The organism is Bradyrhizobium sp. Leo78 (assembly GCF_059512425.1).
In genome coordinates this window covers 213,688-227,091 of record NZ_JCAMOT010000004.1, presented here as the reverse complement: position 1 = coordinate 227,091, position 13,404 = coordinate 213,688, and the positions used below count along the sequence as shown (strand labels likewise).

Genomic DNA, 13,404 nt, shown 5'->3' with positions numbered 1-13,404 from the left:
AGATAAACACCTCACACTAAGGGACATAATCAATGTCAAGCTTGATGACGAACTCCTCCGCCATGACCGCCCTGCAGACCCTGCGGACGGTCAGCGCGGGTCTTGCGACCACCCAGAACCGCATCTCCACCGGTTACCGCGTGTCGACGGCCTCCGACAACGCCGCTTATTGGTCGATCGCCACCACCATGCGTTCGGACAATCTGGCTCTGAGCGCCGTGCAGGACGCCCTCGGCCTCGGCGCCGCGACCATCGACACGATGTATACGGGCCTGAACGGCACCGTCAGCGTCGTCTCGCAGATCAACTCGAAGCTGGTCGCCGCCCGTACGCCCGGCGTCGATCGCGCCAAGATCCAGAGCGAAATCACCGAACTGCAGAAGCAGTTGAAGAACACCGCCGACAGCGCGGTTTTCAACGGTGAAAACTGGATCTCGGTCGACTCGACCTCCGCGAGCTACAACGCCTCGAAATCCGTCGTGTCGTCGTTCTCGCGTGCCGGCGGCACGGTCAAGATCGACACGCTGTCGGTCAATCTGGACGCGATCAAGCTCTATGACGCGAACCTGGACACCACCTACGCGGCCCAGACCTTCCCGACGGGCGCAACGGCTGCCTATGACTCTGCAACCGACGCCGGTGGCAACATCGTGGTGACCGTCGGCGGCACGGCGACCAACATCGCTGTGGCGAAGAACACCTCCCTGTCGGACATCGCAGCGGCGATCAACAAGCTCGGCATCGACGGCCTGTCGGTCGGCGTCGAGGCGACTGGCGACAAGCTGGCGTTCAAGAGCCGGAACGACGCGGACATCTCGATCGACGCCAGCGTCGCCGGTCTTGGTGCCGCGGTCACGCTGACCGCGCTCGCCGCGCCCGTCGACACCAAGAAGGGCATCCTCGACCAGACCTACGACGCCTACACCGGCACGGCCTGGGAAACCTTCAGCGTCGCGACGCTGGACATCTCGAAGCTCACCGACAGCGCTGCTGACCTCAAGAAGCTCGAGACCTACATCCAGGGTACCCAGGATGCCTTCGCCAAGATCACCGACGCGGCGACCAACCTCGGTGCCATCAAGAACCGCATCGGCCTGCAGCAGGACTTCGTGAAGACCCTGACTGACTCGCTCGATCGCGGTATCGGCCAGCTCGTCGACGCCGACATGAACGCTGAATCGACCCGTCTGCAGGCCCTCCAGACCCAGCAGCAGCTCGGCATTCAGGCTCTGTCGATCGCGAACTCGGGCAGCCAGAGCATCCTGTCGCTGTTCCGCGGCTAGTAGCCTCGACCTCGTGACTACGACGGCCGCGACCGACCTGGTCGCGGCCGTTTTGCATGGTTCGCGCCGCGCAACCCTCGGACAAGCTTCACGATCGAGAATCGATTCGGAAGTATGGCAGAGGGTTTGATGGTTAACCGCGAACATGCGCAACGGCTGTGGAACAATCTGCTCGAGCTTGGCCCCAGGCGCCTCACGGTGCTCGCGCTCGTCGGCCTTGCCGTTTTTTTGGGTGTCGGCGGCGGCGCCTATTACCTGAGCCGGCCGGAATTCGATGTGCTTTACACCGGTCTTTCCCGGGAGGACGTCTCGCGCGTCGGCGCGGTGCTGCGCGACTCGAACATTGCTTTCGACGTGAATGCCACGGGCGACACCATCTTCGTGCGACCGGGGCAGACCGCCCAGGCAAGAACGTTGCTGGCGGAGAAAGGTCTGCCGAACAGCAGCAGCGGGGGCTATGAGCTCTTCGACAAGATCGGCTCCCTTGGTCTCACGTCCTTCATGCAGGAAGTCACCCGCGTCCGCGCACTCGAAGGCGAGATCGCCCGTACGATCCAGGTCCTCAAGGGCGTGAAGGCCGCGCGCGTCCACATTGTCATGCCGGCGCGTGGATCGTTCCGGCGCGAGCAGCAGCCGCCTTCGGCATCCGTTGTGATCCGGACCGATGGGGCTGCCGATGCCAAAACGGCTCGATCGGTTCGTCATCTCGTCGCCGCGGCTGTCCCCGGTATGGCGGCCGACAAGGTGACTGTCCTGGACAGCGATGGATCGCTGCTTGCATCCGACGACGAGAGCGCGGCGCCGACGAGCATGGCGAACCTGCAGCGCGTCGTCAGTCGGCTGATCCAGGAGAATGTCAGCAAGGCGCTCGCGCCCTATCTGGGGCTCGACAATTTTGAAGTCAGCGTCGCCACCCAGCTCAGCACGGACAAGCGACAGACCAACGAGACCGTCTACGATCCGGAGTCTCGCGTCCAGAGATCGGTTCGCGCCGTCCGTGAGAAGGAATCGTCGCAGAGCCTGGATCGGCAGACGCCGACGACGGTGCAGCAGAACCTGCCGGATCAGCAGATCAATGCGTCCGGCAACAAGAATACCAACGACGAGAAGCAGCGGCGCGAGGACGTTACCAACTTTGAGGTGTCGTCGAAAACGACGACGACCGTGAGCGATGGCTACGTCGTCAACAAGCTGTTCCTGGCGGTGCTGGTCAATCGTCCGCGCCTCCTGGCCAGTCTTGGCGATAAGGCCAGCGATGCGGCCGTGGAAGCAAAGGTCGCCGAGATCAGCCAGCTCGTCGCAACCGCAGCAGGTATTGACCGTCAGCGTGGAGACCAGATCCAGGTATCGGCGGTCGAGTTCATGGAAGGCGCCCGCGACTTCCCGCCGGTTCCTGCGGTCACCTTTACCGAAGTGCTGATGCGCCAGTCGGGTGCCTTCGTCAGCGCCGTCGCAATCGTCGCCGTCGCGGCAATGCTGATCTGGTTCGGCCTGCGGCCCGCGATCAACGCGATCCTCGACTCCCGCTCGACCGAGACCGCCCAGCTCGAGACGGGCGAGACCGCGGCGCTGCTCGGCGGCGAGGGCGGCTCGATGGAGCAGTTCGCGGAAGAGCCGCCAAATCTTGTCCAGGACATATCGAAAAGAGTTCTGCACGCTCCACAAAGGCGGTTGGAGCAAATCATTCAGCTCGATGAGAAGCAGGCGGCGGCGATTCTCAAGCAATGGATTAGGCAGGAGGAGTCGGCAGCATGAGTTCGGAGAAGGTAGCGCGTTTGCTGGCAAGCTTCGATCAGCCGGAGCCGCAGAAGGCTCGTAGCCGCGTCATTCCGTTTGATTACACCCAGCATTCCAGTCCCAAGGCGCCGCCTAGGCCGGCGGCCCCGCCGCCTCCGTCCGCCGAGGACGAGGCGTATGAGCGTGGAAGGTCCGGCGGCTATGCGGCGGCCTTGGCCGAGTTCGAGCAGAAGCTTGCCGACGAGAGGCAGAGGCTGAGCATGCAGCTCGCCGAGGAAAAGCACAATCTGCTGGATGAAATGGCCGCCAAGATTGCCGGCGATATCGCCGAAGCCGGCGCGCAGCTTGAAGCCAAGATCGCCGGGGTGACGGCGCGCATACTTGAGCCGTTCATTTCGAACGCGGTGCAGAAGCAGGCGGTTAACACCTTCGTCGAGCAGCTCGCGTCGGTCGCCTCCGACGTTCGCCGGCCGGCTTTGCGGGTCACATGCCCGCCTGAACTGGTCGAGGTGCTGCGCGGCAAGCTTGCGGCGCGCGCGATTGCGGTGGAGCTTCGGGCCGCTCCGGTGGCGGAGGCTTCCGTCACCGTCGATCAGATCTTCCTTGAAACCCAGATCAAGCTCTGGGCGGAGCGATTGAAGTTCGCGATCCTGAACTGACATGGCCGACCAAGAGAGGGCAGAGCTGATCATCGTTCGACGCCGGGGCAGTCTCGACGGCGAAGAATCGCACAGCAGTGTCTGGAAAATCGCCTATGCCGATTTCATGACGGCGATGATGGCGTTCTTCCTGGTGATGTGGCTCATCAGCGCCACCAACCAGGAAACGCGCGAAAGCGTCGCCAACTACTTCAATCCGATCAAGCTGACGGACTCGACCCCTGACCGCAAGGGTATCAACGATGCCCGGCGCGTCGATCCCGGCAAGGCCGAGGAGGAAGACAGCCTGCGGCCGAAACCCGAGCCGGGCAAGTCGACGCAATATTCGCAGCGCCAGGAGCAGGCGCAGCAGGCGTCGCCGCCGCGTTCTGGTGAAGCGGCGCTGTTCCGCGATCCTTACGCGGTGCTGTCGGAAATTGCCGGCGGCCCGCCGCGGATCGCGGAACTGGGCACTGCGCTGGATTCGACCCGCAAAGAGGGGTGGAAGGGCGGCGAGGCGTTCAAAGACCCGTTTGATCCTGTCTACTGGCCCATGGGGTCGTCGGCGCCGCTGGAAAAGAAGGGGTCAGGCAGCAAGGAGCTTGGCAATCTGCCGTTCGACAGTGACACCACGGCGCTCAGTGAAGGAAAAGGTCCGCGCCCGTCGGAAGGAAAGCCGGACGCCACAGCGGCTCCCATTCAGGGATCGGATTCAGCCAAGGGATCCCCGGCGCCGACCGAAAAACAGGATATGGCAAAGGCCATTGGCCTGTTCGCCGACGATGACTCCATGAACGATCCGGCCGCCAATCGCTCATCGCGGGCGCAAGGAGAGAAGGGCTCGACTTCGCCCGCAGGAGACAAGGGCGCGACCGCTCCTCCAGGAGATAAAGGCTCAGCCACTCCGCAAGCCGAAAGCAAGTCTGTGCAGAGCGAGGCGGCCAAATTGCAGGCTGCCATCTCCGCCGCTCTTGCGCCGCTCGGATCGGCGCGTCCTGTTGCCGAGGTCCGCGAGAGCAATGAGGGCCTCCTCATCAGCCTCACCGACGATGTCAATTACGGCATGTTCGCCACCGGCTCGGCCGAACCAACCGCCGGCCTCGTGCGGGCCCTCGACAAGATCACGCCCTTGATATCGCAAAGCCAGGGTCCGGTGATTGTACGCGGCCATACCGATAACCGCCCCTATCGATCGTCGGAATACGATAATTGGAGATTGTCGACCGCGCGCGCTCACATGGCTTATCACATGCTGATACGCGGCGGACTCGATGCCCGGCGCGTCGACCATATCGAAGGTTTTGCCGATCGCCGGCCGAAAAATCTGAACGATCCGTCGGCCGCCGAGAACCGGCGCATCGAGCTCTTGATTCGCGCTCCTTTGCCATGAACCGCATGGGAACCATCGCCGTCGCGCTGGTCGTTCTGGTCGGCGCAGCCCGAGCGGAAGAGGCTGAAGCGCCGCCGCGCGAACCCTATCAGCTGATCCGGACGCTCCACGCTTTGCAGGATGACATCGCGCGCGGAAGCCTGGAGGCGCATAATGCGCAGCCGGCCCTGCTCAAGCGACTGGGCGAGGAGTTTCAGAAAGTTGATCCGTCCGTCTGGAAGGAGCCGAGAAACTCGCGCGCCGTGGTGACCTTCCTGCTGAGCGGAGGATCGCCCCAGGTGGTCGATGGGCTGCGTTCCCGGAAACTGCTCGTTCTCGATGAGGCGATCCTGGATGGCGCGATCGCCTATGTGGAAGGTCGGGCGGAGGACGCCAAGGCACGGCTTGGGAACATACATGCGCGCGACTTGCCGCCGACCATCGCGGCCGAAATTGCGCTGGTGCAGTCCGCGCTCGTGGCGCAGGCCGACCCGAAAGCCGCGATCGAACGGCTCGATGACGCGAGACTGCTGATGCCTGGAACGCTGGTCGAGGAGGCCGCGCTGCGCCGCGAGATCTTCGTCGCCGGCCAAGTTGACGATTTCGACAAGTTCGAAGCGCTGGCTCAGAGATATTTCCGACGTTTCCGGCATTCGATCTATGCGGGGAATTTTCGACAACGCCTCGCAGTCGCCGTCGCGCGCTTCAGCTTCGTGCAGCAATCGGATCGGTTTCCCCGGCTCGTCGCCTTGCTCGATCAACTCGACGACGCCGGTCAGCGCGCCTTGTATCTGCTGATCGCGCGCACCGCGCTGGTGCGCGGCAAAATCGAAATGGCGGATTTGGCGGCAGAGCGCGTGCTGGGGCTTACGGACGAGGGGAGTTCCGAGCGCGAGCGTGCGCGCTTTTATCGCGCGGCCGCGCGCGTGGTGACAAACGCGCATGACCAAGCGCTTTTGGATCTGCAGAAGATCGAGGTTGGCCGGCTTCCCGAACGAGATGCCGAGTTGCTGAAGGCAGTGCTCGCGGTTGGACGCAATGTCAAAAAGGCGCTCCCCGCAGCGCCGGCACAACAGGACCAGCCAGGCGAGGCGCAGACGTCGATGCGCCCGCGGATCGACTTCGGCCGCTCGCTTGCGGCCGTCAATCGGGCGCAAGTCCTTCTCGACGAATCGAAAGAGCAATTGAAGGAGCGAGCTCGATGAACAAGACCGACCCTTTGATGGCAATGATCCGCCAGCTCACCGGTGGCAAGGCGGCTTCGCGCCTCACTCCCCAGAACGCGATGCTCGCCAAGGACCACAAGGGGAAGGCCGAGGACAGCAAGGGTGACGCCGGGCATTTCCGTGAGCAGCTCCGAGTGATCGCGCAGGGAGCGAAGCAAAAGCCGCTCGATATCAAGCCGCAGCTCGACGCCAAGAGTGTCGATATGGAGCCGGCGCAGGATCCTGAGCCGTCCAATCCCCTCGCTGAAGTGCTGGACCATGTTGCCGGTCGGCCCAAGGATCGGACCCGCCAGCAGCCGCGTGAGACGTCCTCGCACCAACCGGGCGGAGAAATCACCGCGCTTGCTCCGGAATGGCGCACGCCCGAGGCCGCACTCAGTTCCATGATTTCCAGGCTCGATCAGCCACTCTCTCCGCGGGATGATGGCGATGCTGCGCTCCCAGCCCGCTCGCAAGCCCGGGTCGAGCACCAAGCGGACCTGCTCAGGCCGGGTGAGCCAAAATCTCCGAAGGTCGATGTCCCCGAGCAGCGCTTTGCATCATCGGTCAGTGCAATTGAGACGCGGACCCTGCCGACAGTGAAGGTCGCGGTGCGCGAACAGGAGACGCATTTCCAGCCCGTCGGCCAGCCGACGCTACTGCAGAAGATCGTCGATCGCATCGCTCCTGATCTGGCAACGGCGCAGGCCCCAGCCCCCACGACTGCGCCCGATTTCACACCTCCGGACATGCGTCGGGGGCCGGATGCGCCGATCAGGATGCTGACGCTGCAGCTCGATCCGCCCAGCATGGGTACGGTGACGGTGAGGATGCGCCTGGCCGGCGATGCCGTCGAGGTCAGGCTGCTGGCGGATCAGCCAGAGACAACGGAGCTGCTGCGCAAGGATCGCGGCGTTCTGACGGATGCGATGCGGTCCGCCGGCTATACGTTCGAAATTGCCTCGATTGACCATAGCAGTGCGCGCCATCCGACGTCGAGCGGCGGCCAATCGCACGCGCAATCGGACCAGCAATCGTCGCAGCAGCAGCCCCAGGGCGGATCGCAGTTCAACAACGGCGCCTCGGAGCGTCAGTCGAGCGATGCGCAAGCCGGGACGCGTCACAACAGGCAGCAGGGCCATGACCAGTTCATCACGCCAACCGAGCGTCGCCAGGATGAAGAGGTTGCGGTCGATCGCAATGGCGGTGCTGTCTATCTGTAGCCTGTCCACCCTCGCACGTGCCGACGGGCTCTGCGAGCGTGAGATGGCGCGTGCGGCACGTGCTCACGGCGTGCCGCTCGGGGTATTGTATGCAGTGGGCCTGAGCGAGACGGGACGCAAAGGCGTCCTGCACCCTTACGCGCTCAATATCGACGGCAGGACAGCCATGGCCAGCGACCTCCGGGATGCCGTTGCCCAGTTCCGCGAGGCCAAGAGCAAGGGCGCCAAGCTGGTCGATCTCGGTTGCATGCAGATCAACCATCACTATCACGGGCGCGAGTTCGCCAGCGTCGAGGCGATGTTCGATCCGGTGAAGAACGTCGACTATGCGGCGCGCTTTCTCAAGGAATTGCGCGCGCGGGAGGGGAGCTGGACCATGGCGGTCGCCCGCTACAACGCAGGTCCAAACAATACGGTCGCGCAACGGCGCTACATTTGCAGCGTGATCGGAAGCCTGGTGGCGAGCGGCTTTGGAGCGTGGACGACCGGCGCGCGCGCATACTGCGGCGAGCGCACGACCTGAGCTAGAGGAATGCGCTGCAGACAGCCTCACACAAGCAAGACCGCCTTTAATGGCATTCACTCAGAATGGAGATGATTGATGAGTCTGTATGGTGTTATGCGCACCGGTGGCTCCGGCATGAATGCGCAGTCCAACAAGCTGTCGACGGTTGCCGACAACATCGCGAACGTCAACACCACAGGCTACAAGCGTGCCGCCACCGAATTCTCTTCGCTCATTCTGAGGAGCGGGTCCGGCAACTACAATTCCGGCAGCGTCGAGACGAATGTCCGCTATGCCATCTCCGATCCCGGAGCTCCGCAGTACACGACATCAGCCACGGATATGATGATCCAGGGCAACGGATTCTTTGTCGTGACCGACGCTGGGGGCACGCCGTTCCTGACCCGCGCTGGTTCCTTCGTGCCGGATGGCGAAGGCAATCTGGTCAACGCGGCGGGCTTCTATTTGATGGGCTATAACGTCAAGAACGGTCCGCCCAACGTTGTCGCCAATGGTCTGACCGGCCTGGACGTCGTCAACATCGCGCAAAGGTCGCTTCAGGGTAATCCTTCGACGAGGGCGACACTGGAGAGTGCCAATCTCGACGCCAACGCAGCCACTACCGCGGGTCCGCCCGCCTATACGTCCAAGACCTCGATCGTCACCTACGACAATATCGGGAACAAGGTGACCCTCGACGTCTACATGTTCAAGACGGCGGCCAACACCTGGGACGTGCAGGTGTACGACAATGCTGCATCGACGGCCGGCGGTTTCCCCTATTCAAGCGGGCCGCTGGATTCCGATACGTTTACCTTCGACGTCAGCGCGACCGGAAAAGGCAAGCTGGATGCGGCCAGCCCCACCACTCTCACGTTTACAATCCCGGGCGGCTCGCCGTTCACGCTCGATCTTTCGGCGATGACGCAGGTCGCCAAGGAGTTCGCCTTCAAGCCGAGCGTCAACGGCAACGCTCCGAGCTCGATCGACAAGGTGGAAGTCGATACCGACGGCACACTGTATTCGATCTATACCGACGGGACGCGGCTCGCCACCTATAAGATTCCGCTTGCGACGGTGCCGAGCCCGGACAATCTCATGCCGGAGGCCGGCAACGTCTACTCCGTCGGGATCGACTCCGGCAACGTGCAACTCGACTTCGCCGGGCGGAGCGGCCTGGGCACCGTCAAGTCGGAGGCGCTCGAGCAGTCCAACGTCGATCTTGCGGCCGAGCTGACATCGATGATCGAGTCGCAGCGCGGCTATACCGCCAACTCAAAGGTCTTCCAGACCGGTGCCGATCTGCTCGACGTGCTGGTCAATCTGAAGCGCTAAGCGGCGTCAGCGTATCATCGGGACGGGGGGTCTCATGTCACTCACGGTCGCACTCAGCTCGGCGCGCACGTCGCTCATGACGACCAGCGCGCAGGCTTCCGTGATATCGCGCAATATCGCCGGTTCCATGCAGGACGGCTATTCGCGAAAGAATGTGCTGGTCGCGTCGCTGCCGGGAAACGGGGTCTATGTTGCCGGCATCCAGCGCGCCACCAGTCAGGGGCTGTTCTACAATGTGCTGAAGGCGGCCTCTTCCACCGCCAAGCAGGATTCGATCTATAACGGCCTGCAGAAGATCGCGGCGACAACAGTTGACGACCCGCAGCAGGACCAGTCGCCGGCCGCTCAACTTGCCAAGCTGAAGAGCGCCCTGCAGCAATATGCGACGGCGCCGGACAATATCACGCTCGCGCAAGCGGCGGTAACGGCGGCCAAGGGCGTCGCCTCGGCACTCAATGACGCGACGAAGACGGTTCAGTCGGTGCGCGCCGATGCCGATGCCGACATGGTGACATCGGTCTCGACCATCAACCAGCTGCTGGCCCAGTTCGAGACGGTCAATACATCGATCGTCAAGGGGACCATCACCGGAAGCGATGTCACAGACTACCTCGATATGCGGGACAACATCCTGTCCAAGCTCTCGCAAGAGGTCGGCATAACGGTCGCGACCCGTGCCAACAACGATATGGTCATCTACACGGATTCGGGCGTTACGCTGTTCGAGACCAAGGCGCGATCGGTCACGCTTGCCCCGACCAATGCTTACACCGCCGGCACCACCGGAAATGCGGTCTATATTGACGGCGTGCCCGTCACCGGCGCGTCTGCCGTGATGCCGGTCCATGGCGGAAAGCTCGCGGGCCTTGCTACGCTCCGCGACGATTCCACGGTCACCTATCAAAACCAGCTCGACGAAATCGCGCGCGGCCTGATCGAGACGTTCAGGGAGAGCGACCAGACCGCAGCGGCACTGCCCGACGTGCCCGGCCTTTTCACCTATCCGGGCGCGCCGGCCATACCGCCGGCGGGTGTGATATCCTCGGGGCTTGCTGGCACCATCTTCGTCAACCCGTCGGTCGATCAGGGCGCCGGCGGCAATCCGCTGCTGCTGAGGGACGGTGCGATCTCTGGCAACGTGGCTTATCGCTACAACACGAGCGGCGCCGCCGGTTTCTCGACTCGGGTGCAGCAGCTTGTGGACGGGATCGCGGCAAACCGTCCGTTTAATCCGGCGGCTCTCGGGAAGCCGAATGCGAGCTTGATCGACTTCGCCGGCTCGTCGGTGAGTTGGCTGGAAGCCCAGCGCAAGAGCACGAACGATGAAGCGACCTACAGTCAAACGCTGCTTGAGCGCAGCGCGGAAGCGCTGTCCAACGTCAGCGGCGTCAATATGGACGACGAAATGTCGTTCATGTTGCAGGTCGAGCGGACATTTTCTGCGTCGTCGAAGCTGATCGCGACGATCGACGAGATGTTGAAAGACCTTCTCGCGGCGGTGAGGTAACGGTATGGCTACGACGTTCATTTCCTCCAACTCGATCTCGACCACGTTGCGCATCGCGGCCATGAAGAGCCAGACCGCAATCGCACAAGCGACAAAAGAGGCGACGACCGGTCGATTCGCCGATGTCGGCCGCGAGCTCGGCGCTCTCACCGGTCTTGATGTGACGCTCAGGGCAGAGTTGCTCGATCTCGACAAGCTGGTGGACACCAACGCTCTTGTCGCCGGACGGCTCGACATATCGCAGCAGCGAGTGGGCGAGTTGATCAGCACCGCGCAATCCTTCCAGAAGGACCTGTTTGCAGCGCGCAATTCTGCCAATGGCGGCAACGTCATCCTGACGCCGTCGCGCGCCAACCTCGACGCCCTGATAGGGGCGTTGAATGTCACAACGGATGGCCAATATCTGTTCGGCGGCATCAATACCGGCGTGCAACCGATCACCGGCTACGCGGCCGGCTCGACCAACAAGAATGCCGTCGATGCCGCGTTCCTGGCAAATTTCGGTTTCACGCAAAGCGATCCGGCGGTCTCGAGCATCAGCGCCGCAGCGATGCAGAACTTCCTGGATACCACGTTCAAGGCGCAGTTCGACGATCCGGCCTGGGGGGCAAACTGGTCGTCCGCTTCCGATCAGGTGATGCGGAGCCGCATCTCGACGACCGAAACCATCGACTCGTCAGCCAGCGCCAACGAGCCCGCATTTCGCAAGCTGGCGATGGCCTATACGATGCTGAGCGACCTCGGCACGCAGAACCTCAACCAGAACGCGTTCCAGGTGGTGATCGACAAGGCGACCGAAATTATCGGTGCTGCGATCAACGACCTGGCCGGTGTCGGCGCCAAACTGGGAACTGCCCAGGAGCAGACGACCAACGCCACGAGCCGCCTGAAGATCCAGACCGATCTGATCACCAAGCAGGTCACGGCGATGGAGGAGGTCGATACGGCTGAGGCATCTGTTCGCGTCACGAACCTGAAAAACCAGTTGGACATGTCGCTGGCGCTCACGTCTCGCATTCAGCAGCTCAGCATCCTCAACTATCTCTGATCTGCGATCCCGTCAGTAACCAGCCGGCTGCGAGTTAGATGACATTATCCAGTTACGACGCGGTAATCGAGGACTCTGGGCGTGAGGCGCGCTCCCGCGAACAACGGGCCCTGAGCCACGGGATCGATCTGCTGAGGCGTCTGCAAGGCGGCGATCTTGCACCCCCGGAGGATGCCGAGGCGCTGTTGTTCATTCGAAGGCTCTGGGCGTTCTTCGTGGAGGACCTTTCGAACGCCCGCAATGGGCTTCCGGAAAAGTTGCGCGCCGAGCTTATCTCGATCGGCCTGTGGATCATCAGGGAAGCAGATAGAATTCGGCAGGAAGAATCCTGCGACGTCGCGGAGCTTGTCGAGATCAACGTCATTATTCGAGACGCGCTCGCATGAAGAAGCCGATCTGTATTTCGCTGCGCGGCGGCGAGCGGATCTATATCAATGGCGCGGTGTTGAGGGTCGATCGCAAGGTGACCCTTGAACTGATCAATGACGTGACTTTTCTGCTCGAGAGCCAGGTCATGCAGGTCACGGACGCGACGACACCGTTGCGCCAGCTCTATTTCGTCGTCCAGCTCATGCTCATGAGCCCGCACGACGTCGAAGAGGCGAAAGCGGTCTATCGGCTGCAGCGGTCCGGGCTGCTCGCAGCCACCGAAAACACAGAGATCCTGGACGGCCTGCAGCAGATCGAGAAGCTGGTCGAATCGAAACGATACTATGAGGCTTTGCGCAGGATTCGCGCTCTGTTCGAGATCGAACAGCTGATCCTGGCTGGCGGCGACCTGCCACGGCCCGTCGAAGTCGCGTAAGACATCAGGAGGACGATATGAACGTTGACGGCGTGGGTTCTGCAAACTCGGCGGCGAACAAGAAATCGGAATCTTCGTCCGCGCCGGCGACGGTGGATTACAATCAGTTCTTGCAGCTACTGGTCGCGCAGTTGAAGAACCAGGACCCGACCAGTCCGACGGACACGTCGCAGTACGTGGGTCAGTTGGCGCAGCTATCCGCCACCGAACAGGCGATACAGACGAATGCCAAGCTCGACACGCTGCTTTCCTCCAGCGCATTGGCCCAGGCCGAAAGCCTGGTCGGACGCACGGTGTCATTCACCAGCTCCGAAGGCGAGGCTATCAAAGGCAAGATCATGTCTGTGCGAATCATCCAGGGCGGAGCCGTCGCGACACTCGAGAACGGTGTCGACGTGCAGCTTGGGCCGGGCCTGACGATCAGCTAAGCGATGAACGAACGCGACGCTCTCGACATCGTCCAGCAGGCGATCTGGACCATCATCGTGGTCTCTGGCCCCGCGGTCGGGGCCGCGATGATCGTCGGTATCCTGATTGCTCTGCTGCAGGCACTGACCCAGGTGCAAGAGATGACGTTGACCTTTATCCCCAAGATGGTGGTCATGCTGATCGTGGTCGCCGTCTCCGGCTCGTTCATCGGCGCGCACATTTATGCCTTTACCGAACTGCTCTACTCGCGGATCGAGCACGGATTCTGAAGCGGGACGCTGCGGCCAACACCTTCGCGCAAGCTAGGCGCTGCAAGGTGC

The 13,404-nt window shown here is 62.4% G+C and carries 14 protein-coding genes; all 14 read left to right on the top strand.

From position 1 onward, the window contains the following. Positions 1 to 32 precede the first annotated feature (32 nt). The 14 genes from AC5ZG1_RS07580 (at position 33) to fliQ (ending at position 13,353) form a co-directional block, all read left to right on the top strand. Positions 33 to 1,283 (top strand): flagellin N-terminal helical domain-containing protein, encoded by a 1,251-nt coding sequence (locus AC5ZG1_RS07580; RefSeq protein WP_028161576.1) that lies wholly within the window; start codon positions 33 to 35, stop codon positions 1,281 to 1,283. 129 nt (positions 1,284 to 1,412) lie between these two features. Next, complete coding sequence (gene fliF, locus AC5ZG1_RS07575; RefSeq protein ID WP_456643788.1) at positions 1,413 to 3,038, top strand: flagellar basal-body MS-ring/collar protein FliF; 1,626 nt, start codon at positions 1,413 to 1,415, stop codon at positions 3,036 to 3,038. Continuing rightward, the gene (locus tag AC5ZG1_RS07570) at positions 3,035 to 3,679 is read left to right on the top strand and encodes a FliH/SctL family protein (RefSeq protein WP_028161578.1); all 645 of its coding nucleotides are present in this window, start codon (positions 3,035 to 3,037) and stop codon (positions 3,677 to 3,679) included. The genes fliF and AC5ZG1_RS07570 overlap by 4 nt, the downstream gene beginning before the upstream one ends. 1 nt (position 3,680) lies before the next feature. Next, complete coding sequence (locus AC5ZG1_RS07565) at positions 3,681 to 5,048, top strand: MotB family protein (protein WP_496132455.1); 1,368 nt, start codon at positions 3,681 to 3,683, stop codon at positions 5,046 to 5,048. Continuing rightward, complete coding sequence (locus tag AC5ZG1_RS07560) at positions 5,045 to 6,232, top strand: chemotaxis protein (protein ID WP_496132454.1); 1,188 nt, start codon at positions 5,045 to 5,047, stop codon at positions 6,230 to 6,232. Before AC5ZG1_RS07565 ends, AC5ZG1_RS07560 begins: the two co-directional genes overlap by 4 nt. Then, complete coding sequence (gene fliK / locus AC5ZG1_RS07555) at positions 6,229 to 7,455, top strand: flagellar hook-length control protein FliK (protein WP_496132453.1); 1,227 nt, start codon at positions 6,229 to 6,231, stop codon at positions 7,453 to 7,455. The genes AC5ZG1_RS07560 and fliK overlap by 4 nt, the downstream gene beginning before the upstream one ends. A 43-nt stretch (positions 7,456 to 7,498) precedes the next feature. After that, entirely contained in the window at positions 7,499 to 7,978 is a 480-nt protein-coding gene (locus AC5ZG1_RS07550; protein ID WP_130223148.1) for a transglycosylase SLT domain-containing protein, read from the top strand. Between the two features lie 78 nt (positions 7,979 to 8,056). Further along, complete coding sequence (locus tag AC5ZG1_RS07545; RefSeq protein WP_130223146.1) at positions 8,057 to 9,295, top strand: flagellar hook protein FlgE; 1,239 nt, start codon at positions 8,057 to 8,059, stop codon at positions 9,293 to 9,295. Between the two features lie 34 nt (positions 9,296 to 9,329). Then, the gene (flgK, locus tag AC5ZG1_RS07540; protein ID WP_496132452.1) at positions 9,330 to 10,802 is read left to right on the top strand and encodes a flagellar hook-associated protein FlgK; all 1,473 of its coding nucleotides are present in this window, start codon (positions 9,330 to 9,332) and stop codon (positions 10,800 to 10,802) included. 4 nt (positions 10,803 to 10,806) lie between these two features. Beyond that, entirely contained in the window at positions 10,807 to 11,850 is a 1,044-nt protein-coding gene (locus AC5ZG1_RS07535) for a flagellar hook-associated family protein (RefSeq protein ID WP_496132451.1), read from the top strand. Between the two features lie 38 nt (positions 11,851 to 11,888). Continuing rightward, positions 11,889 to 12,236, top strand: a complete 348-nt coding sequence (gene flaF / locus AC5ZG1_RS07530; RefSeq protein WP_496132450.1) for a flagellar biosynthesis regulator FlaF — start codon at positions 11,889 to 11,891, stop codon at positions 12,234 to 12,236. An 8-nt stretch (positions 12,237 to 12,244) separates the two neighbouring features. After that, positions 12,245 to 12,655 (top strand): flagellar biosynthesis repressor FlbT, encoded by a 411-nt coding sequence (gene flbT / locus AC5ZG1_RS07525; protein WP_496132512.1) that lies wholly within the window; start codon positions 12,245 to 12,247, stop codon positions 12,653 to 12,655. Between the two features lie 17 nt (positions 12,656 to 12,672). After that, positions 12,673 to 13,083, top strand: coding sequence for a flagellar hook assembly protein FlgD (gene flgD, locus AC5ZG1_RS07520; protein WP_028161588.1), 411 nt, complete (start codon positions 12,673 to 12,675; stop codon positions 13,081 to 13,083). A gap of 3 nt (positions 13,084 to 13,086) precedes the next feature. Continuing rightward, the gene (gene fliQ / locus AC5ZG1_RS07515) at positions 13,087 to 13,353 is read left to right on the top strand and encodes a flagellar biosynthesis protein FliQ (RefSeq protein WP_028161589.1); all 267 of its coding nucleotides are present in this window, start codon (positions 13,087 to 13,089) and stop codon (positions 13,351 to 13,353) included. Positions 13,354 to 13,404: the final 51 nt, after the last annotated feature.

Coding starts and splice junctions, on each gene's coding strand:
- AC5ZG1_RS07580 (WP_028161576.1), top strand. CDS start 33: ATGTCAAGCTTGATGACGAACTCCTCCGCCATGACCGCCCTGCAGACC.
- fliF (WP_456643788.1), top strand. CDS start 1,413: ATGGTTAACCGCGAACATGCGCAACGGCTGTGGAACAATCTGCTCGAG.
- AC5ZG1_RS07570 (WP_028161578.1), top strand. CDS start 3,035: ATGAGTTCGGAGAAGGTAGCGCGTTTGCTGGCAAGCTTCGATCAGCCG.
- AC5ZG1_RS07565 (WP_496132455.1), top strand. CDS start 3,681: ATGGCCGACCAAGAGAGGGCAGAGCTGATCATCGTTCGACGCCGGGGC.
- AC5ZG1_RS07560 (WP_496132454.1), top strand. CDS start 5,045: ATGAACCGCATGGGAACCATCGCCGTCGCGCTGGTCGTTCTGGTCGGC.
- fliK (WP_496132453.1), top strand. CDS start 6,229: ATGAACAAGACCGACCCTTTGATGGCAATGATCCGCCAGCTCACCGGT.
- AC5ZG1_RS07550 (WP_130223148.1), top strand. CDS start 7,499: ATGGCGCGTGCGGCACGTGCTCACGGCGTGCCGCTCGGGGTATTGTAT.
- AC5ZG1_RS07545 (WP_130223146.1), top strand. CDS start 8,057: ATGAGTCTGTATGGTGTTATGCGCACCGGTGGCTCCGGCATGAATGCG.
- flgK (WP_496132452.1), top strand. CDS start 9,330: ATGTCACTCACGGTCGCACTCAGCTCGGCGCGCACGTCGCTCATGACG.
- AC5ZG1_RS07535 (WP_496132451.1), top strand. CDS start 10,807: ATGGCTACGACGTTCATTTCCTCCAACTCGATCTCGACCACGTTGCGC.
- flaF (WP_496132450.1), top strand. CDS start 11,889: ATGACATTATCCAGTTACGACGCGGTAATCGAGGACTCTGGGCGTGAG.
- flgD (WP_028161588.1), top strand. CDS start 12,673: ATGAACGTTGACGGCGTGGGTTCTGCAAACTCGGCGGCGAACAAGAAA.
- fliQ (WP_028161589.1), top strand. CDS start 13,087: ATGAACGAACGCGACGCTCTCGACATCGTCCAGCAGGCGATCTGGACC.